This is a genomic window from Aquitalea sp. ASV15 (assembly GCF_016429115.1).
GTDB classification, from domain to species: Bacteria; Pseudomonadota; Gammaproteobacteria; order Burkholderiales; family Chromobacteriaceae; genus Aquitalea; species Aquitalea magnusonii.
The window spans coordinates 1-17,221 of record NZ_JAELTZ010000059.1; the positions used below are offsets into that span (position 1 = coordinate 1).

Genomic DNA, 17,221 nt, shown 5'->3' on the forward strand with positions numbered 1-17,221 from the left:
ACCTGAGACCGCGGGCGGGGTGGTGTGCGCTACCGTTGCACGCCGCCCACAGCCAAGCCTGCCCAGCCGCCACGGCAGGGCAAGCCATTGATTTCAAACAACTCATACCAATCAAGCGCCTGAGCAGCCGCCAGCCATCTGCTGCGGCACGCTCACGCGCCGCATGCGGCGGCCATCGTCTGCTGCCCTGCAGCATGGAAAGACATTGCCGCCGCCGAATTGTTAGCGCTAACATTGCGCACGCACCGCCCAAGGCGGTTTTCTTTCACCACCATATGTTAGCGCTAACATGAAGCAACCCAATATCGTGGTCATGGGGGTGGCCGGCTGCGGCAAGAGCAGCCTGGGCCTGGCCCTGGCCAATGCACTCGGCGCCAGTTACATCGAAGGCGACAGCTATCACCCGCCGCAGAATATTGCGCGCATGGCAGCCGGCATCCCCCTGACCGATGCCGACCGGGCAGGCTGGCTGGCCTTGCTGGCGCAACGGCTGGCCAGCGGTGTGGCCCAGGGCGAAGCCATGGTGCTGGCCTGTTCGGCGCTCAAGCGTCGCTACCGCGATACGCTGCGCCAGGGCGACCCTAAGCTGCTGTTCGTCCATCTGGCTGGCAACAAAGCGCTGATTGCCGAGCGCATGGCCGCCCGTGACGCCCATTTCATGCCCGGCAGCCTGCTGGACAGCCAGTTCCACGATCTGGAAGAACCGGCTGGCGATGAACGCTGCATCCGCTGCGACATCAGCCAGCCGCTGGACCGCCTGTTGCAGCAGCTGCTGCAGCAACTGGCGCAACACCAATAACAACACATCCCTGCCAAGGAGAATTCAGGTGACAACACGACACAGCATGACCACGCCACAACGGCGTTGGCGCATAGGCGGCCTGCTGGGCATTGGCGTACTGGTCAATTATTTCGACCGCATCAGCCTGTCGGTGGCCGCCCCGCAATTGCAACAGGAATTTCACCTGTCCAGCAGCGATCTGGGCCTGCTGTTCAGTGCCTTTTTCTGGACCTATGCGCTGCTGCAGATTCCCACCGGGCTGATCCTGGACCGCTTCGGCGTCACTCGCGTCGGCCGTTGGGGGGCATTGCTGTGGGGGCTGGCCTCCACCCTCACCGCCTGTGCCGGCGGCTTTGCTGGCATTTTCGTGGCGCGCGCCCTGCTGGGCGTGGCCGAAGCGCCAGGGTTTCCGGTCAGCGCCAAGGCTACCGGCTACTGGTTCCCGCGGCGTGAACGCGCCATGGCCACAGCGATTTTCGATGCGGCCGCCAAGTTTTCCAATGTGATCGGCGTGCCGCTGGTGGCACTGACCGTGGTCCACCTGGGCTGGCGCTGGGGTTTTGGCCTCACCGCCCTGCTCAGCCTGGCCTACTTCATTGCCTTTACCCTGATCTATCGTGATCCAAGCCAGGACAACAAGCTGTCGGCAGAGGAATACCGCCATATCGTGGAGGGTGGGGCCACCGCGGAAGGGGTGAGCCAGGGCGGATCGCTGGCCATGCTGGGCTATCTGCTGCGGCAGCGCAAGGTGTGGGGACTGTCCATCGGCTTTGCCGCCTATGGCTATGTGTTCTACCTGTTTCTTACCTGGTTGCCCGGCTATCTGGTGCAGACCATGCAGATGAGCATCCTGAAATCGGCCAGCTATGCCGCCATTCCGTGGATATTCGCCACCCTGTCCGACCTGCTGGTGGGCGGCTGGCTGATCGACCACCTGATTGCCCGTGGCCACGATGAAACCCGCGTACGCAAAGGCGTGCTGCTGGGCGGCATGCTGCTGGGGCTGGCGGTCTTCGGTGCCACCACCACCAGCGACCCGGTCATCGCCATCATCTGGATCACCATCGCGCTCAGCGGGCTGGCGGCGGCGGCACCGGTGGGATGGTCGCTGCCCTCGCTGATTGCACCGCATGGCGGCACCGGCACCGTGGGCGGCATCATGAACTTTGCCAACAACATGATGGGAGCGGTGGCCCCCATCGTTACCGGCTATATCGTGGGCAGCACCCACTCCTTCAGCAATGCCTTTCTGGTGGCCGGAGTGATGCTGATCATCGGCATGCTGGCCTTTGTCTTCCTGCTGGGGCGCATCGAGACCATCGCGCCCCCGGCCGCAGTGGGCCAGGCCCTGCCCGACTCCACAGGCTAGGGGCGCTGCAGCGTCTTGCCAGGCGGTGGGCGGCCAGACAAAAGCGGCCAGGAAAACCCCTGCCCTGGCCTTGCGACGCCTTGTTCCAGCCACGCAAGGCCAGTTTGTCGGCCGCTCCAGACACTGCGCCAGTCATGCCGATGCCCCGCCTGCCGGGGCGTTTTGCTGTCAATGTCACAGTGCCTGCTTCAACAGCCAGTTTCATCCTGATCGCTTGGCTGCAATTATCGCCGGGTCACTGACAGACCTGTCTACCCATACAGGGCCTTGTCATCTGCTCCGTGACGTCTTCGCAGTCCACCCCGCGTATCAAAGAGGATCAAACATGGAACAACATCAGCCCAGCGTTTTCATCTACCCCACCCATGCCGAAGCCGAGCAGGCCATCCGCATCCTGGATCGCGCCGGCTTCGATATCAAGCAACTGTCTATCATCGGCAAGGGCTACCATAGCGAGGAACATCCGGTCGGCTTCTATACCACCGGTGAAAAAATCAAGACCTGGGGCGGCGTAGGCGCCTTCTGGGGCGGGCTGTGGGGCCTGCTGTTTGCGCCGGCGGTCTTCCTGCTGCCCGGCGTCGGCCTGGTAGCCATGGCCGGGCCTGTGGTCACCACCCTGGTCAGCGCCCTGGAAGGTGCGGTCGTGGTGGGCGGGGTATCTGCCATTGCCGCCGCGCTGAGCAAGCTGGGAGTCAAGAAGGCCGATGCAGTGGAATATGAATCGGCGCTGAAGGCTGACAAATATGTGCTGCTGGTGCATGGCTCGGCCGAGCAGCAGGAAAAGGCCAGCAGCATTCTGAGCAATGCCGAGGCCTGGAAATCCGCCTGATCATCCGCCCGGACCGCAAGCTGGCTGCATGCCGGCTTGCGGCCTCATCCTCATTCCAGCGGCTGCAGCAGCTTCACCCCGACCGGCGCCGCCAGCTTGTCCGCCACCCACTCCCGGTAAGCCAGATAGTGCGCTGCCGCCCTATGAGCTTCTACCGCCGCCATGTCCTGGTAGGCTTCGAATACATGCAGCACATGGGGCTGATCGTCCGGCTGCAATACCTGGTATTGCAAGCAGCCGGCTTCCTGCCGGCTGGCTTGCTGCATGTCACGCATGGCGGCACAGACCGCGGCGGTGCTTTCGGGTTTGCATTGCAGGGTGGCAAAGATGAACACACTCATGACGATTCCTTGTGCTGTCTGGCGGCCGTCGGCCGCAACAGGCTTATATTACGCCGGCACGGCGCTGGCCGTGCAATCACGGCCAGTCATGTGTGCGCAATGCCTCCAGCAATAATTCGGCCACCCGCTCGGTGGACGCCGGATTCTGACCGCTGATGACACGCTGGTCGACCAGCGCGAACGGGTCCCACGGCTCCGGTGCCTTGTGATAGTGGGCACCGCGCTTGACCACTTCGCTTTCCGGCAGGAAGGGCAGCTGCCCGGCCAGCCCGCTAAGCCGTTCCTCGGTATTGGAAAAGCAGCTGATCTGCTTGCCTTCGACCAGCAGGCTGCCATTGTCCAGCCGGATATTCAGCAAACCGGCGATACCATGACAAACCGCGCTGACCACGCCGCCTTGCTGGTAGATCGTGCGGCCTAGGTCTTGCAGCGCGGTATTGTCCGGAAAATCCCACACCGCGCCATGGCCGCCGGCGTAATAGATGGCGGCATAGTCCTGCGGATTGACCGCGGTGGGCGGCAGCGTGGCGCCCAGCCGGTTCATGAAGCGCTTGTTCTGATACCACTCCCAATCCAGTTCGTCGGCCAGGGTCAGGCTGAGCGGGTCAATCGGCGTATATCCGCCGCGCGGACTGACGATGTCCACGGCATGGCGTGCTGCCTCAAGCCGGCTAACAAAATGGACGGCCTCTCCCAGCCAGAGTCCACAGGCCCTGGCTGTTTGCGGATATTTTTCAAAGCTGGTCACCACCATCAGTATTTTTTTCATGCCCGGATCCTTTGCCGCTTGCCGCCGGCCCTGCGCACCGCTATTGACTTGGTAATCAATTTAAACTGTAGTAAACAAAAACCAGAATGCCGCTAATTGTAGAGATCGCACCAGGCGGGACAAGTGCGCAAACTCCGCCCCTCTTGCCCATTCCTACGCATTTTGCCGCTTAGCCACACTACAGGCCGGATACGGTCAGCCGCCGGCGCCGGACTGCGCCGCCAGCGTGCTGGCCGTGAAACAAGGGGAAAGATGATGACTGCGAACACGGCAATCGATCTGGCCAGCCAAATGCTGCAGCTGGCCACACAGCCGGGCTGGCATCCCAGCCGGCTGGATGGAGTCAGCCTGCTGCGCCAGGACCGGGACAGTCCTCCCACTCCGGTACTGCACGAGGCCAGCGTGGTGATCGTCGGCCAGGGCTGCCAGCGTGGCTACCTGGGCGGGCAGGTACTGCGCATCGACCCCGGACATTGCCTGGTGGTCGCCACTCCCATGCAGTTCGAATGCGCGACCAGCCTGCGGCATGGCGAGCACTTGCTGGCCCTGGTGATCCGCATCGACCCCAGCCTGCTAGACCAGCTGCTGCGGCTGATGGATGACACACCCCAGCACAAATCCGCCGGCAAGCCACAGGGCATGCTGCTCTGCCCCATGTCGCCAGCACTGCAGGACGCGGCGCAGCGCTTGCTGCACAGCCTGCGGCAGGAGCAGGAAAGCCGGGTGCTGGGGCCGGCCATCGTGCGGGAAATCCTCTACCGCATCCTGCTGGCGGATGCCGGACAAACCCTGCGGGCACTGTTTGCCCGCCATGGACGGCTGCGCCAGATCCAGCGCAGCATCGAACACATCCACCGCCATTACGCCTTGCCGCTCAGCGTGGCCTTGCTGGCCGAAATGGCCGGCATGAGCAGCAGCGCCTTTCATGAAAGCTTCAAGGCTGTCACCGGCTATGCCCCCATCCAGTATCTGAAAAACACCCGCCTGCATCAGGCACGCCATTTGTTGCTGCAGGATGCTCACAACATCAGCCAGGCGGCTTATGCCGTGGGCTATGCCAGCCCTTCGCAGTTCAGCCGCGAGTTCAAGCGCCTGTTCGGCCTGCCGCCACGCGCGGCAATCCAGCATCTGGCCATGCCAGCCGATGACTAGACCTGCCGGCGCCGGCCATGCACTCCGGCTGGCAAAGCCCCGGTGACGCTGGTATCGTTGGCAAGCACATTTGATGCACTGCACAAGCAGCACAAAACGGGAGAAACAGAAAATGAAGCAACGCGAAATCGTGGTATTGAGCGCGGTGCGCTCTGCCATTGGCACTTTTGGCGGCGCACTCAGCCACCTGGAACCGGCCGAACTGGGCGGCCTGGTGATGAAGGAAGCCATTGCCCGCTCCGGCGTGGCAGCCGAACGGATCCACCATGTCACCGTGGGCAACTGCATTCCCACCGAAGCCCGCTATGCCTATGTGGCACGTCTGGCCTCCATTGCCGCCGGCCTGCCGATGGAGTCGGTCGCCATGGCGGTAAACCGCCTGTGCGGCTCCGGCCTGCAAGCCGTGGTGTCCAGCGCCCAGGCCATCATGCTGGGCGACTGTGATTACGCCATCGGCGGCGGGGTGGAAGTCATGTCGCGTGCCGGCTATCTGCTGCCGCAGCTGCGCAGCGGGGCGCGCATGGGCAATGCCACGGCAATCGACATGATGACTGCCGCGCTGACCGACCCCTTCGGCGTCGGCCACATGGGCATTACCGCCGAGAACCTGGTGGACAAATGGCAGATCAGCCGCGAAGAACAGGACCAGTTTGCGCTGAATTCGCAGCAACGCGCAGCAGCAGCCATTGCCGATGGCCGCTTTGCCAGCCAGATCGTCCCTATCGTGACCCAGACCCGCAAGGGCGAAGTGGTGTTCGATACCGATGAACACCCGCGCGCCACCACGCTGGACGCCCTGGCCAAGATGAAGCCGGCCTTCAAGAAAGACGGCTCGGTCACCGCCGGCAATGCCTCGGGCATCAATGATGGCGCCGCCTTCCTGGTGCTGGCCGCCGCCGATGCCGCGGCAGCTGCCGGCCAGCAGCCACTGGCACGCATCGTGTCCTATGCGGTGTGCGGCGTACCCAACCACATCATGGGCGAAGGCCCGATTCCGGCCACCCAGGCCGCACTGCAGCGCGCCGGCCTGAGCCTGGAGCAGATGGACGTGATCGAATCCAACGAAGCCTTCGCGGCGCAATCGCTGGCCGTCTGCAAGGGGCTGGGGCTGGACCCGGCCCGCGCCAACCCCAATGGCGGCGCCATTGCCCTGGGCCATCCGGTGGGAGCCAGCGGCGGCGTGATCGCCACCAAGGCGCTGTACGAACTGCAACGCATCCAGGGCCGCTATGCCCTGGCCACCATGTGCATCGGTGGCGGCCAGGGTATTGCGGTGATTTTCGAACGGCTGTAACAAGCTACGCTGCACCCTGCCCCTTCCCAGCCTTAAACCGCCCGCCTGCCGGGCGGTTTTGCCTTGCCGGCCCATCCCGGCACACAATGCAAAAAGCATAGAGAGCCGCGGCCATTCGTGGTTAAAATGATGGCAGATCAGCACTAGCTGACCGGGCAGCCAAGGCCGCCCACCTTCCCTGTTCCGACCCACAACGCTGGCTTTGAAGCCGGAAAGTTGCCATGGCGATGAAAATACCTGGCTTGCTGTTGCTGTTTGCGCTGGGATTGGCTGCGCCGCTGCATGCGGCGAGCTGGGATGGCCCGCGCGACGGTCCGGCCCGTCAGCCCGGCAGGCACAAGATCACCTTCATCGCCCAGGATCTGCGCAATGGCGGCATAGGTGGCAGTTATCGCGGCTTTGCCAGTGCCGCCCGCCTGCTGGGCTGGCAGGTAGAGGTGCAGGATGCACAGGGCAGCAGCGTTTTGTTGCGCAAGAGCTTTGCCGATGCCGTGGCCACGCACAGTGACGGCATCATTCTGGGTGGATTTCAGGCCAGCGATCTGGCCGACGAGGTCGCCGCAGCGCAGCGTGCCCACATCGTGCTGGTGGGCTGGCATGCCGCCGCCCATCCCGGCGTGGTGTCGGGACTGTTTTTCAATGTCAGCAGCGAACCGCTGGAAGTGGCGCGCCGCGCCGCGGAACATGTCATCGCGGACAGCCATGGCAAGGCTGGCGTGGTGATTTTCAATGACGAGCGTTTTGACATTGCCAATGCCAAAACCCGCTTCATGCAAGAGCTGATCCAGCGCTGCAGCGGCTGCCGCATGCTGGAAGTGCAAAACCTGCCGCTCAACCATGCCGACCAGCGCATGGAGGCCGTGGTGCAGGAGCTGAACCGGCGTCATGGCCGGCGCTGGACCCACACCCTGGCCATCAACGATGTCTATTTCGACGAAATGAACTACCCGCTGCTGCATGCAGGGCGGGCAGACATCCGCAATGTGTCGGCCGGCGACGGCTCCAGCAAGGCCATCCACCGCATCCGCGCCGGGCTGTCACAGCAGCTGGCGACCGTGGCCGAGCCGCTGGGCGCACAGGGCTGGCAGCTGGCCGATGAAATGAACCGCGCCTTTGCCGGAGCCAAACCCAGCGGCTATGTCAGCAAGCCGATACTGCTGACCCGCACCGTGCTGCAGCAGCTGGGCGAGCAGGACATCGACGCGGACCTGCCCTATCAGCAGGCTTACCGCGCCATCTGGTTCGCCCGCTGAGCAGGCCGCCGCCTGCAGTGGCTCAGGCCAGCAGCTTGCGTTCGCTCTTGCCGTATTTCAGCGATTTTTCATCCGGCAACATCAGGCCCGTGCTTTCGTCCCGTCCCTGCAGGATGAAGCGCGCCTGCGGCTGCCCCAGCTGCTCGGCTGCCAGTTTGCTGTCGGCGCCGATCTCGCCTTTCTTCATGCGGTTGACGATCAGCCCGACCGAGGTATCGGCAAAATCGCGCAGCATCCAGGCATCGCCATCGCTGTCACCGGCCACCAGGATGGGGCCATAGCCCTTTTTCGCCTGCAGCTGCTGGCGGATACCCACGGTCTTGCCCGGCCCCCAGTTGAAATGCCAGCCATTCAGGTAGCGGTCGGTATAACGGCCGTTTTCCATTTCCAGCCGCAGGCCAATGACATTCTCCGGCGGCACGCCATAGCCAAAATCAGGATGACCGGCAAACACCCGTACCACGTCGTCGATGGAGGCGGTGCTGACATATACATCGATGCCGTTGGCACGCAGGGTATGCATCAGGCCGCGGATTTCCTCATGCACGCGGATGCCATGAAAATGGCTGTCGGCCACCACGCCGGCACGGCCCGGCAGGCTGCGCGGGCTTTCGTAGCGCACCTTGCGCAGGGCATCACCCAGCGCGGCCTTGTGGGAGGCCAGCGCCATGGCCTGCAGTTCGGCCGTGCTCATGTTCTTGTAGAAATAGATGATCCACTTGTAGCCGATCTCCAGCGGGAAGCTGTCGCAGATGGCGTCATACATGAAGTACAGCTTGGCGCGGAAATCCTTGAACTGGTCGCTGGCCTGCACGTCCTCCAGGCTGCGGCTGCCGGCCAGCCCCTGGTAATTGGCATATAGCCAGCGGTAATCCGACTCCACGTCGGCCGCGATATCCGCCATCCGCACCGGCTTGCCATCCACTGTCTTGTAGTCGGCCATGAAGGTTTCATCCGGCACGTCACGCCATAGCACCTGGCGGAACTCATCCGGCGTCAGCTTGTATTGCAGATGGTTGATCTGGTACATCAGCAGCGCTTCTTCGCAATCGTTCATGATGCAGGTGTTGTCCCAGTCGAACACCGCATACGGCTTGCGCTCGGCACGGTAGCCGGCGCTGGCACTGCCATGCTGGCTCAACAGCAATTGCAAGCGCTGCACATTCAGTGGCGACCAGCGCGCACTATCCAGCGGCACGGCAACTTTGCCGCTGGCGGCACGGGCGGTGGCAGAAGCCAGCAACAAGGGGCTGCTGGCGGATACGGCGGCAAGGGCATGGATGAACTGGCGACGCTGCATGGTCTCTCCCGGAGTAAGGTAGGGGTGGACGGGCAGGCAGCCTGCCCGTCAGCATGGCCAGCATAATAAACACCCAATATTACAACTTTGCCACAAAAGTACACAAAACGCCGCCATGCGACCTTGCCTGCCAGCACGGCAAACGGCTTGACAGCGCCCGCCACTCTCTCGCAATGTGCAAGGCCATTCTTTCACCGTCTTCCCGCAGGAGAACCCCATGTGGCAACAGGAGCGTTACCAGCGCATACGTGCCTTGCTGTCCGCGCAGCAACGCCTGAGCACCGAGCAGCTGGTCACTGCCTTGCAGGTCTCGCGGGAAACGGTACGGCGCGATGTGGCGGCACTGGAAGCCATGGGCGAACTGCGCCGCATCCACGGCGGCGTGATCGCCCGAAGCGGCGAGGAAGCGCCGATTGCCGAACGCGCACAGCAACAAGTGCCTTACAAGCAGGCCATCGCCCGTGCCGCCTGCAGCCGGCTGCGCCAGGGGCAGACGCTGTTCATCGACGCCGGCACCACCACCGCCCTGCTGGCGCGCGAACTGGCCTCGCTCAGCGGGCTGACCATCATCACCAATGCCTTCGACGTGGCGCTGGCGCTGCGCCGGCCGGCCCAGGGCGGTGGCCACCAGCTCATCATGCTGGGCGGCGAACTGGGCGAACGCGCTCCGGCCACGGTGGGAGGCAGCACGGTGGCGGAAATCGGCCGTTACCGCGCCGACATCGCCCTGCTGTCGCCAGTCGGGGTCAGCGTCGCCATGGGGGCCAGCAATTACGACCCGCGCGAGGCGGAAGTGGCCCGCGCCATGTGCGCCCAGGCCGATCAGGTCTACATGCTGGCCGATTTCAGCAAGCTGGGCGTCAGCAGCCGTATCAGCACCTGTGCGGCCGGCGATATCGATTTGCTGATCAGCAACCGCCAGGCCGCCGCCATGCCGGCCTGCCAGCAGCTGGCGGCACGGATAGGAGAACTGTGGCTGGTGTGAGCACGCCCTGCCGGTTGAGATCAAGATGGCATATACAAACAAGTAAACATTATTTTTGTTATATCAAAAACAGAAATATCCTGCTTTGAGTTATATAAATTCAAGGCATGGTCATGAACTTCCAGCAACTGCGCATCATCCGCGAAACCGTGCGCCAGAACTTCAACCTCACCGAGGTGGCCAACGCGCTGTACACCTCGCAATCCGGCGTCAGCAAGCACATCAAGGACCTGGAAGACGAACTGGGTGTCGAATTGTTCGTGCGCAAGGGCAAGCGTTTCCTGGGGCTGACCGATCCGGGCAAGGAATTGCTGATCATCGTGGAGCGCATGCTGCTGGATGCCGGTAACATCAAGCGTCTGGCCGAGCAGTTCAGCCTGCGCGACGAAGGCCAGCTGACCATTGCCACCACCCACACCCAGGCGCGTTATGCGCTGCCCAAGGTGGTGACCGCCTTCAAGAAAGCCTTTCCCAAAGTGCATCTGGTCTTGCATCAGGCCAGCCCGGAAGAGCTGGTGCGCCTGTTGCAGTCCGGTGATGCCGATATCGGCATTGCCACCGAGGCGGTGGCCGAAGTGCCCGAGCTGGTGTCCTTCCCCTATTACGGCTGGTATCACAGCGTGATTGCCCCGCCGGAGCATCCGCTGCATCAGCAAGCCCTGTCGCTGGAAACCCTGGCCGAATACCCGATTGTCACCTATCACCAGGGCTTTACCGGCCGCGCCCAGATCGACCGTGCCTTTGCCCGCGCCGGGCTGGTGCCGGACATCGTGATGTCGGCACTGGATGCCGATGTGATCAAGACCTATGTGGAACTGGAGCTGGCAGTCGGCATTGTGGCGTCGATGGCGGTGGACCCGCAGCGTGATCAGGCGGTGAAAGTGGTGGCTGGCGAGCCGCTGTTCGGCCAGCAAACCACCCGCATTGCCATTCGCCGTGGCCATTACCTGCGCAGCTATGCCTACCGTTTCATCGAGCTGTGCTCGGCCGCACTGGATGAAAGCACGGTGCGCAGCGCGCTCAGCCCGGCCATGCAGGACTAGGACGAGATGCAAGCGGCAGACCATGCGGCGCGGGAACTTCCCGCCTGATCCGGCGGTCTGCCGTCCTGACTTGACCCTTACCCGGCAACGGGTAACATCTCTCCTTCATCAAACCGCAATGCCACCCCGTGCGCCTTGCCGCTAACCCGATCACATGCTTTCACATCAACGCCACACCACCCCGCTTGCCCTGCTCGCCCTGCTGTCCTGCAGCTTTGCCACCCCCGGCCACGCCGCCTCGCTGTGGGACGCTGCCCGCGATGAAGTCCAGCACGTCTGGAACGATGGCACGCTGGATGCCTATCTGCCCTTGAACACCTATCACATGCGCTGGGCCTATACCAAAGAGAAGATCGCCGAGTTCAACGAAAACCCCTGGGGTTTTGGCCTGGGCCGCAGCCTGCGTGACGACAATGACAACTGGCATGCGCTGTATGCCATGGCCTTTCTCGACTCGCACAAAAAAGTAGAGCCGATTGCCGGCTATGCCTACACCCACCCCTTTATCCATGCCGGGGAGTGGCGTGCCGAAATCGGCTATACCGCCTTTATCACTTCGCGCACCGACACCCTGCACTCCTTCCCCTTCCCCGGCGTGTTGCCGCTGGTGGGCATCAGCTATGGCAATTTCACCATCAACAGCACCTATATTCCCGGCGGCAAGGGCAATGGCAATGTGCTGTTCACCTTTGCCCATTACCACTTCTGAGTGCGGCTAACAAAAACCCTGCTGCTGCGCTGCGCCTTCTTGCCCTACCCTTGTACTGTCTGCGTCGGCGCGCCTTGCCCCAGGGACGCTACGCTATTTTGTTAGCCGCTCCAAGCCCGGATACTTGCCCCGGCAGCGCATGTAAAACATGTTAAACGGGGCTAATTGGCTTCACTTCGCTCAAAGCGGTGTAAAACTGGCCGGGGCTGGCTTGTAGCGCTGCCAGCGCCTGACTAAGGTGGGCGCATTGTTCACCATGAAGGCAGGATGCTCATGCGCCCCACTCACTTTATTGTTGTCAGCGCCACGCTGGGCCTGCTGTTGTGCAGCACCAGCCATGCGGCAGACAGCAACATGCCGGCTGACTCAGCTGCACAACGTTGCCAGCCCGACCCCCAGGATGCCGCGCTGCCGGAGCACAAACCTTGCGACCCACACGGCCTGCACCCGGCCGATGAGCATGGACACATGCCACCACCGCCGCACGAGCCGCCGCTGGCTGCCGTCAAAGCCTGCGTGGGCAAGAAGATAGGCAGCAAGACCACCATTTACCTGCACGGCGACAGCATTCCCGCCATATGCCAGCCCTACGACGGCATGGTACTGGCCAGGCCGCTGCGTCCGCTGCCCCCGCCGCCGCCGCCAGATGAAGGGCCACACGCACCGCAGTAAACACGTTGCCGCAATGACAAGGCCGGGCATTGCCCGGCCTTGTCACATCAACTCGCCATCCGCTTGCCCAGACCAGCTGGCTTACAGCTTGAGCATGCCCTTGTCTTCGATGATGGCGATGATGTCGGCCAGGCCCTGCCCGCTCTTGAGATTGGAGAACACAAAGGGCCGCTCACCGCGCATCTTGCGGGCATCGCGCTCCATCACTTCCAGCGAAGCACCCACCAGCGGTGCCAGGTCGATCTTGTTGATCACCAGCAAGTCGGATTTGCAAATACCCGGCCCGCCCTTGCGCGGAATCTTGTCACCGGCAGACACATCGATCACATAAATGGTGAGGTCGGACAGTTCCGGGCTGAAAGTGGCGGCCAGATTGTCACCGCCGCTTTCGATGAAGATGACGTCCAGCCCCGGATGACGGGCATTGAGCTGTGCCACCGCTTCCAGATTGATGGATGCATCCTCGCGGATGGCCGTGTGCGGGCAGCCGCCGGTTTCCACGCCGATGATGCGCTCCGGCGCCAGCGCCTCGTTCCTCACCAGAAACTGCGCGTCCTCCTGGGTGTAGATGTCATTGGTGACCACGGCAACGTTATAGATATCGCGCAGTGCACTGCACAGCGCCCAGGTGAGGTGGGTCTTGCCCGAGCCGACCGGGCCGCCGATTCCAACGCGCAAGGCGGTTTTCTGCATGGTGTATCTCCTCTGGCCTGTTTCGCGTCAGGAGCGGAACAGGCGGCTGTATTGGGTTTCGTGTTTCATCGCCGCCCACATCAGGCCGGGGGCGAAATTGCTGTGTTGTTCCGCAGGCAGGCTGATGGCCTGCTCCACCGCCTCTGCCAGCGCGGGCAGCAGGGCCGACAGCAGTTGCTGGCCGGCGCTCTGGCCCATGGGCATGGCCTTGAGCAGCACCATCACCTGGTTTTCCAGCCAGCTCCACAGCAGTGCGGTCACTGCTTCTTGCCGGGCAATGCCCAGCGCACGGGCTGCCAGCGCCCAGGCGGCCGGCAGGCAGATTTCGCCATTGGCCAAGCCATCCGGCCAGCTCATGGCCTGGCCTTCCGGCAAACCCGCCAGCAGCTGACGCAGCGAGTAACCCATTTGTATGGTTTCCTGTCTTTGCTCGCGGCAATCGCGGCTGGCCAGATAGCGCTGGTTGAGCCGGACCAAAGCAGCTTCATCACCATCGGCCACCACTTGCAGCATCTGCGCCAGCATGGCGGCATCAAACAGGCAGACCGGGCCTTGCAGGACAGCATGCAACCACTGCCGCGCGCTGGCGGCATCGTGCACCAGGCCCAGCTCCAGCGCGCTCTCCAGCCCTTGCGAATAGCTGAAACCGCCAATCGGCAGGCCGGGGCTGGCCAGGCGCAGCAATTGGAGCAAGGGCAGCATGGCGTTCATGTCGGCTGGCCAAACAGATGCAGCTTGGGCGCGTACTGGAAGGCAGCTTCCTTGCCATGCGAGTGATGGTGGCCACCACCGTAGGCACCGCTTTCCGGATTGAACGGTGCAAACAGCCGGCTCACCTCCGCCCCCATTTGCTGCAGCATCTGTGCCAGTACATAGTCATCCAGCAGCCGTAACCAGCCGTCTCCCACCTGCAAGTGCACGTGACGATTGCCCAGGTGGTAGGCCGCACGGCACAGTGCTTCCGGGCTGGCGCAAACCACATGCAGCAGAGGCTCGTCGGCCGCCAGCACCCGCACCACGCGGCCATCTTCCGCCCGCAGGCACTGACCATGCGCCAGCGGTGCGCCGGCGGATAAAAACAGGCCGGCTTCCTCGCCATCCACGGTACGGGTACGCAGCCGGGTTTTGCTGCGTAATTCAAAGCTGAGCAGCAAGTCGGCATCACTGCGGCAGGCTTGCGGCAGTCGCTCGGTAATCAGCAGCATGTTCTTTCCTCGTTTTTCTGTTTTCCTGACCGGGACGACATCGTTTCCAGGCCATGATTTTTCTTGTCCCCGCACAGCCTGTTCAGAACAGGAAATAGCGCTGGGCCATGGGCAGCACGGCGGCCGGTTCGCACCACAACAACTGACCATCGGCTTTGACCTGATAGTTTTGCGGGTCCACTTCGATCTGCGGCAGGTAGTCGTTGTGGATCAGGTCGGTCTTTTGCACGCTGCGACAGCCATGTACCGCCACCAGTCGCTTGTTCAGGCCCAGCGCCTTGCCTATCCCTGCATCCAGCGCAGCCTGGGAGACAAAGGTGACGCTGCCATCGGCAATGGCCTTGCCGAAACTGCCGAACATCGGCCTGCTATGCACCGGCTGCGGCGTGGGAATGCTGGCATTGGCGTCGCCCATGGCGGCCATGGCGATGATGCCGCCCTTGAGGATGAGCGAGGGTTTGACGCCAAAGAACATTGGCTTCCACAGTACCAGGTCGGCCAGCTTGCCCACCTCGATGCTGCCCACTTCGTGGCTGATGCCGTGGGTGATGGCCGGGTTGATGGTGTATTTGGCGATATAGCGCTTGATGCGGGCGTTGTCGCAGCCTTCGCTGTCCCCCGCCAGCGGGCCGCGCTGCTGTTTCATCTTGTCAGCCGTCTGCCAGCAACGCAGGATGGTTTCCCCCACGCGGCCCATGGCCTGGCTGTCGGAGGACATCATGGCAAAGGCACCCAGATCATGCAGGATGTCCTCGGCGGCAATGGTTTCGCGCCGGATGCGGCTTTCGGCAAAGGCCACGTCTTCGGCAATGGAAGCATGCAGGTGATGGCACACCATCAGCATGTCCAGGTGTTCGTCTATGGTGTTGACGGTAAACGGCCGTGTGGGGTTGGTGGAGCTGGGCAGCACATTGGCAAAGCCACAGGCCTTGATGATGTCGGGTGCGTGGCCGCCACCGGCCCCCTCGGTGTGATAGGTGTGAATGGTGCGACCCTTGAAGGCCGCCAGCGTGGTTTCGACAAAACCGGCTTCGTTCAGCGTGTCGGTGTGAATGGCCACCTGCACGTCCATTTCATCCGCCACGCTCAGGCAGTTGTCGATGGCGGCCGGCGTGCTGCCCCAGTCCTCGTGCAGCTTCAGGCCGATGGCCCCGGCGCGCACCTGCTCGCGCAGTGCTTCGGGCAGACTGGCATTGCCCTTGCCGGTAAAGCCCAGGTTCATGGCAAAGCCTTCTGCTGCCTTGAGCATGCTGGCCATATGCCAGGGCCCGGGTGTGCAGGTGGTGGCATTGGTGCCGGTGGCCGGGCCGGTGCCGCCGCCAATCATGGTGGTGATGCCGGCGGCCAGTGCTTCTTCAATCTGCTGTGGGCAGATGAAATGGATATGGCTGTCGATGCCACCTGCTGTCACCAGCATGCCTTCACCGGCAATGATTTCGGTGGCCGCACCAATCAGGATATCCACACCAGGCTGGATGTCCGGGTTGCCCGCCTTGCCGATGGCGGCAATGCGGCCGCCCTTAAGGCCGATGTCAGCCTTGACCACACCCCAGTGGTCGATGATCAGCGCATTGGTAATCACGGTATCGGCCACCTCGGCGGCCACGCACTGGCCCTGGCCCATGCCGTCGCGAATCACCTTGCCGCCACCAAACTTCACTTCTTCGCCGTAAACGGTGAAGTCGCGCTCTACTTGTGCCCACAGGCCGGTATCAGCCAGTCGCACCGCGTCGCCCGTGGTGGGGCCGAACATTTCGGCATAAGCCTGTCTGCTGATTTTCATAAGTCCCCCATCACCCGGCCCTGAAAGCCGAATACGCGGCGTGCGCCATCCAGCGCCACCAGTTCTACCGTCCGGGTCTGGCCCGGTTCGAAACGCACCGCCGTACCGGGGGCAATATTCAGCCGGAAACCACGTGCGGCAGCGCGGTCGAAGCGCAGTGCGTCGTTGGCTTCGGCAAAGTGGTAATGCGAGCCGACCTGTATCGGCCGGTCACCGCTATTGGCCACCTCCACACTGATAGTGGCGCGGCCGACATTCATCTCGATATCGCCGCTGGCAAAGCGGATTTCTCCCGGAATCATATTGTTCTCCTGTCAGCCAGGCGGCGGTTTCAGACAATGGGCTGGTGCACGGTAACGAGCTTGGTGCCATCCGGAAAAGTGGCCTCCACCTGGATGTCCGGAATCATCTCCGGCACGCCGTCCATCACTTGTTCGCGCTTGAGCAGCGTGGTGCCGTAGTGCATCAGCGCGGCCACGCTCTGCCCGTCACGCGCCCCTTCCAGAATGGCGGCACTGATATAGGCCACAGTTTCCGGATAATTCAGTCGCAGGCCACGCGCCAGGCGGCGCTCGGCCACCAGCCCGGCGGTGAAAATCAGCAGCTTGTCTTTTTCGCGGGGGGTCAGTTCCATGGGGTGCTTTCTTGTCAGCTTGCCCAGATGCGCGGCTGGCTGGCTGCGCGTCCGTGGCTGAAGGGGTAGATCAGGTTGCGACAGGCACGCAGCCAGTGATGAGCGGCTTCGGCACTATCACCAATAAAGCGGGCCAGCCAGATGCCGGGCAGCTGACTGGCAGCGGCACGCCCGGCACAGGGCAGTTCCAGACAGGCCTGATGTATGTCTGGCGGCAGTGCCGGCCCGGCCCACAGCAGGGTAGCCAGCACGGTGTGGCCACCCATGCCTACCGGGGAGGCCAGCAAGGGGCTGTCGCCGGGGACGTGGCTGTGCTCGCACCACAGCAGGGTATCGTCACGCCATAGTTCGCTGGCTTGCTGCCACAGGCCGCGATTGAAAGCTGCACCACTGGCCGGGCGTCCCAGGC

Annotated in this window: 20 protein-coding genes; 10 read left to right on the forward strand and 10 right to left on the reverse strand. The window is 62.9% G+C overall.

The window, feature by feature from the left end; translation table 11 throughout:
• Window positions 1-289: 289 nt before the first annotated feature.
• The 3 genes from JHD64_RS18360 to JHD64_RS18370 all read left to right on the forward strand — a co-directional run bounded on the left by JHD64_RS18360 (window position 290) and on the right by JHD64_RS18370 (window position 2,979).
• The gene (locus tag JHD64_RS18360) at window positions 290-799 is read left to right on the forward strand and encodes a gluconokinase (protein WP_199054837.1); all 510 of its coding nucleotides are present in this window, start codon (window positions 290-292) and stop codon (window positions 797-799) included.
• A 28-nt stretch (window positions 800-827) separates the two neighbouring features.
• Window positions 828-2,150 carry an MFS transporter gene (locus JHD64_RS18365; protein ID WP_370540982.1) on the forward strand — a complete coding sequence of 441 codons (1,323 nt, stop codon included), beginning with the start codon at window positions 828-830 and terminating at the stop codon, window positions 2,148-2,150.
• Between the two features lie 325 nt (window positions 2,151-2,475).
• Window positions 2,476-2,979, forward strand: a complete 504-nt coding sequence (locus JHD64_RS18370) for a hypothetical protein (protein WP_059286983.1) — start codon at window positions 2,476-2,478, stop codon at window positions 2,977-2,979.
• A 50-nt stretch (window positions 2,980-3,029) separates the two neighbouring features.
• Here JHD64_RS18370 and JHD64_RS18375 read toward each other — a convergent pair whose 3' ends face one another.
• Both JHD64_RS18375 and JHD64_RS18380 read right to left on the reverse strand, forming a co-directional pair.
• Entirely contained in the window at window positions 3,030-3,320 is a 291-nt protein-coding gene (locus JHD64_RS18375; protein WP_199054839.1) for a putative quinol monooxygenase, read from the reverse strand.
• 76 nt (window positions 3,321-3,396) lie between these two features.
• The gene (locus JHD64_RS18380) at window positions 3,397-4,089 is read right to left on the reverse strand and encodes a type 1 glutamine amidotransferase domain-containing protein (protein ID WP_110312965.1); all 693 of its coding nucleotides are present in this window, start codon (window positions 4,087-4,089) and stop codon (window positions 3,397-3,399) included.
• A 252-nt stretch (window positions 4,090-4,341) separates the two neighbouring features.
• Between JHD64_RS18380 and JHD64_RS18385 the strand changes: the two genes are divergently transcribed.
• The 3 genes from JHD64_RS18385 (at window position 4,342) to JHD64_RS18395 (ending at window position 7,788) form a co-directional block, all read left to right on the forward strand.
• Window positions 4,342-5,241: an AraC family transcriptional regulator gene (locus tag JHD64_RS18385; RefSeq protein WP_199054841.1), complete on the forward strand. Its 900-nt coding sequence runs from the start codon at window positions 4,342-4,344 to the stop codon at window positions 5,239-5,241.
• Between the two features lie 112 nt (window positions 5,242-5,353).
• Window positions 5,354-6,535 (forward strand): acetyl-CoA C-acyltransferase family protein, encoded by a 1,182-nt coding sequence (locus JHD64_RS18390; RefSeq protein ID WP_199054842.1) that lies wholly within the window; start codon window positions 5,354-5,356, stop codon window positions 6,533-6,535.
• A gap of 221 nt (window positions 6,536-6,756) precedes the next feature.
• Window positions 6,757-7,788, forward strand: coding sequence for a substrate-binding domain-containing protein (locus JHD64_RS18395; protein ID WP_199054845.1), 1,032 nt, complete (start codon window positions 6,757-6,759; stop codon window positions 7,786-7,788).
• A gap of 22 nt (window positions 7,789-7,810) precedes the next feature.
• Here JHD64_RS18395 and JHD64_RS18400 read toward each other — a convergent pair whose 3' ends face one another.
• The gene (locus tag JHD64_RS18400) at window positions 7,811-9,088 is read right to left on the reverse strand and encodes a haloacid dehalogenase-like hydrolase (RefSeq protein WP_199054847.1); all 1,278 of its coding nucleotides are present in this window, start codon (window positions 9,086-9,088) and stop codon (window positions 7,811-7,813) included.
• 217 nt (window positions 9,089-9,305) lie between these two features.
• Between JHD64_RS18400 and JHD64_RS18405 the strand changes: the two genes are divergently transcribed.
• The 4 genes from JHD64_RS18405 (at window position 9,306) to JHD64_RS18420 (ending at window position 12,497) form a co-directional block, all read left to right on the forward strand.
• Window positions 9,306-10,073 carry a DeoR/GlpR family DNA-binding transcription regulator gene (locus JHD64_RS18405; RefSeq protein WP_110312968.1) on the forward strand — a complete coding sequence of 256 codons (768 nt, stop codon included), beginning with the start codon at window positions 9,306-9,308 and terminating at the stop codon, window positions 10,071-10,073.
• 113 nt (window positions 10,074-10,186) lie between these two features.
• Window positions 10,187-11,116, forward strand: coding sequence for a CysB family HTH-type transcriptional regulator (locus JHD64_RS18410; protein WP_059286831.1), 930 nt, complete (start codon window positions 10,187-10,189; stop codon window positions 11,114-11,116).
• A 154-nt stretch (window positions 11,117-11,270) separates the two neighbouring features.
• Window positions 11,271-11,825, forward strand: a complete 555-nt coding sequence (pagP, locus tag JHD64_RS18415; RefSeq protein WP_199054849.1) for a lipid IV(A) palmitoyltransferase PagP — start codon at window positions 11,271-11,273, stop codon at window positions 11,823-11,825.
• Between the two features lie 273 nt (window positions 11,826-12,098).
• Entirely contained in the window at window positions 12,099-12,497 is a 399-nt protein-coding gene (locus tag JHD64_RS18420) for a hypothetical protein (RefSeq protein ID WP_199054851.1), read from the forward strand.
• An 81-nt stretch (window positions 12,498-12,578) separates the two neighbouring features.
• Here the strand turns inward: JHD64_RS18420 and ureG are convergent, their stop codons facing one another.
• The 7 genes from ureG to JHD64_RS18455 all read right to left on the reverse strand — a co-directional run.
• Window positions 12,579-13,190 (reverse strand): urease accessory protein UreG, encoded by a 612-nt coding sequence (ureG, locus tag JHD64_RS18425; RefSeq protein ID WP_199054853.1) that lies wholly within the window; start codon window positions 13,188-13,190, stop codon window positions 12,579-12,581.
• Window positions 13,191-13,217: 27 nt separating this feature from the next.
• Complete coding sequence (locus JHD64_RS18430; RefSeq protein ID WP_199054855.1) at window positions 13,218-13,901, reverse strand: urease accessory protein UreF; 684 nt, start codon at window positions 13,899-13,901, stop codon at window positions 13,218-13,220.
• The gene (gene ureE, locus JHD64_RS18435; RefSeq protein ID WP_199054857.1) at window positions 13,898-14,395 is read right to left on the reverse strand and encodes an urease accessory protein UreE; all 498 of its coding nucleotides are present in this window, start codon (window positions 14,393-14,395) and stop codon (window positions 13,898-13,900) included. Before ureE ends, JHD64_RS18430 begins: the two co-directional genes overlap by 4 nt.
• Window positions 14,396-14,477: 82 nt before the next feature.
• Window positions 14,478-16,178: an urease subunit alpha gene (ureC, locus tag JHD64_RS18440; RefSeq protein ID WP_199054859.1), complete on the reverse strand. Its 1,701-nt coding sequence runs from the start codon at window positions 16,176-16,178 to the stop codon at window positions 14,478-14,480.
• Window positions 16,175-16,480: an urease subunit beta gene (locus JHD64_RS18445; RefSeq protein ID WP_199054860.1), complete on the reverse strand. Its 306-nt coding sequence runs from the start codon at window positions 16,478-16,480 to the stop codon at window positions 16,175-16,177. The genes ureC and JHD64_RS18445 overlap by 4 nt, the downstream gene beginning before the upstream one ends.
• Window positions 16,481-16,509: 29 nt before the next feature.
• The gene (locus JHD64_RS18450; RefSeq protein WP_199054862.1) at window positions 16,510-16,812 is read right to left on the reverse strand and encodes an urease subunit gamma; all 303 of its coding nucleotides are present in this window, start codon (window positions 16,810-16,812) and stop codon (window positions 16,510-16,512) included.
• Between the two features lie 14 nt (window positions 16,813-16,826).
• The coding region (locus JHD64_RS18455) for an urease accessory protein UreD (protein ID WP_199054868.1) at window positions 16,827-17,221 on the reverse strand (395 nt) is incomplete at its 5' end.

What these genes read in the sequence shown, in the direction of transcription:
- JHD64_RS18360 (WP_199054837.1), top strand. Translation starts at nt 290, where the DNA reads ATGAAGCAACCCAATATCGTGGTCATGGGGGTGGCCGGCTGCGGCAAG.
- JHD64_RS18370 (WP_059286983.1), top strand. Translation starts at nt 2,476, where the DNA reads ATGGAACAACATCAGCCCAGCGTTTTCATCTACCCCACCCATGCCGAA.
- JHD64_RS18375 (WP_199054839.1), bottom strand. Translation starts at nt 3,320, where the DNA reads ATGAGTGTGTTCATCTTTGCCACCCTGCAATGCAAACCCGAAAGCACC.
- JHD64_RS18380 (WP_110312965.1), bottom strand. Translation starts at nt 4,089, where the DNA reads ATGAAAAAAATACTGATGGTGGTGACCAGCTTTGAAAAATATCCGCAA.
- JHD64_RS18385 (WP_199054841.1), top strand. Translation starts at nt 4,342, where the DNA reads ATGATGACTGCGAACACGGCAATCGATCTGGCCAGCCAAATGCTGCAG.
- JHD64_RS18390 (WP_199054842.1), top strand. Translation starts at nt 5,354, where the DNA reads ATGAAGCAACGCGAAATCGTGGTATTGAGCGCGGTGCGCTCTGCCATT.
- JHD64_RS18395 (WP_199054845.1), top strand. Translation starts at nt 6,757, where the DNA reads ATGGCGATGAAAATACCTGGCTTGCTGTTGCTGTTTGCGCTGGGATTG.
- JHD64_RS18400 (WP_199054847.1), bottom strand. Translation starts at nt 9,088, where the DNA reads ATGCAGCGTCGCCAGTTCATCCATGCCCTTGCCGCCGTATCCGCCAGC.
- JHD64_RS18405 (WP_110312968.1), top strand. Translation starts at nt 9,306, where the DNA reads ATGTGGCAACAGGAGCGTTACCAGCGCATACGTGCCTTGCTGTCCGCG.
- JHD64_RS18410 (WP_059286831.1), top strand. Translation starts at nt 10,187, where the DNA reads ATGAACTTCCAGCAACTGCGCATCATCCGCGAAACCGTGCGCCAGAAC.
- pagP (WP_199054849.1), top strand. Translation starts at nt 11,271, where the DNA reads ATGCTTTCACATCAACGCCACACCACCCCGCTTGCCCTGCTCGCCCTG.
- JHD64_RS18420 (WP_199054851.1), top strand. Translation starts at nt 12,099, where the DNA reads ATGCGCCCCACTCACTTTATTGTTGTCAGCGCCACGCTGGGCCTGCTG.
- ureG (WP_199054853.1), bottom strand. Translation starts at nt 13,190, where the DNA reads ATGCAGAAAACCGCCTTGCGCGTTGGAATCGGCGGCCCGGTCGGCTCG.
- JHD64_RS18430 (WP_199054855.1), bottom strand. Translation starts at nt 13,901, where the DNA reads ATGAACGCCATGCTGCCCTTGCTCCAATTGCTGCGCCTGGCCAGCCCC.
- ureE (WP_199054857.1), bottom strand. Translation starts at nt 14,395, where the DNA reads ATGCTGCTGATTACCGAGCGACTGCCGCAAGCCTGCCGCAGTGATGCC.
- ureC (WP_199054859.1), bottom strand. Translation starts at nt 16,178, where the DNA reads ATGAAAATCAGCAGACAGGCTTATGCCGAAATGTTCGGCCCCACCACG.
- JHD64_RS18445 (WP_199054860.1), bottom strand. Translation starts at nt 16,480, where the DNA reads ATGATTCCGGGAGAAATCCGCTTTGCCAGCGGCGATATCGAGATGAAT.
- JHD64_RS18450 (WP_199054862.1), bottom strand. Translation starts at nt 16,812, where the DNA reads ATGGAACTGACCCCCCGCGAAAAAGACAAGCTGCTGATTTTCACCGCC.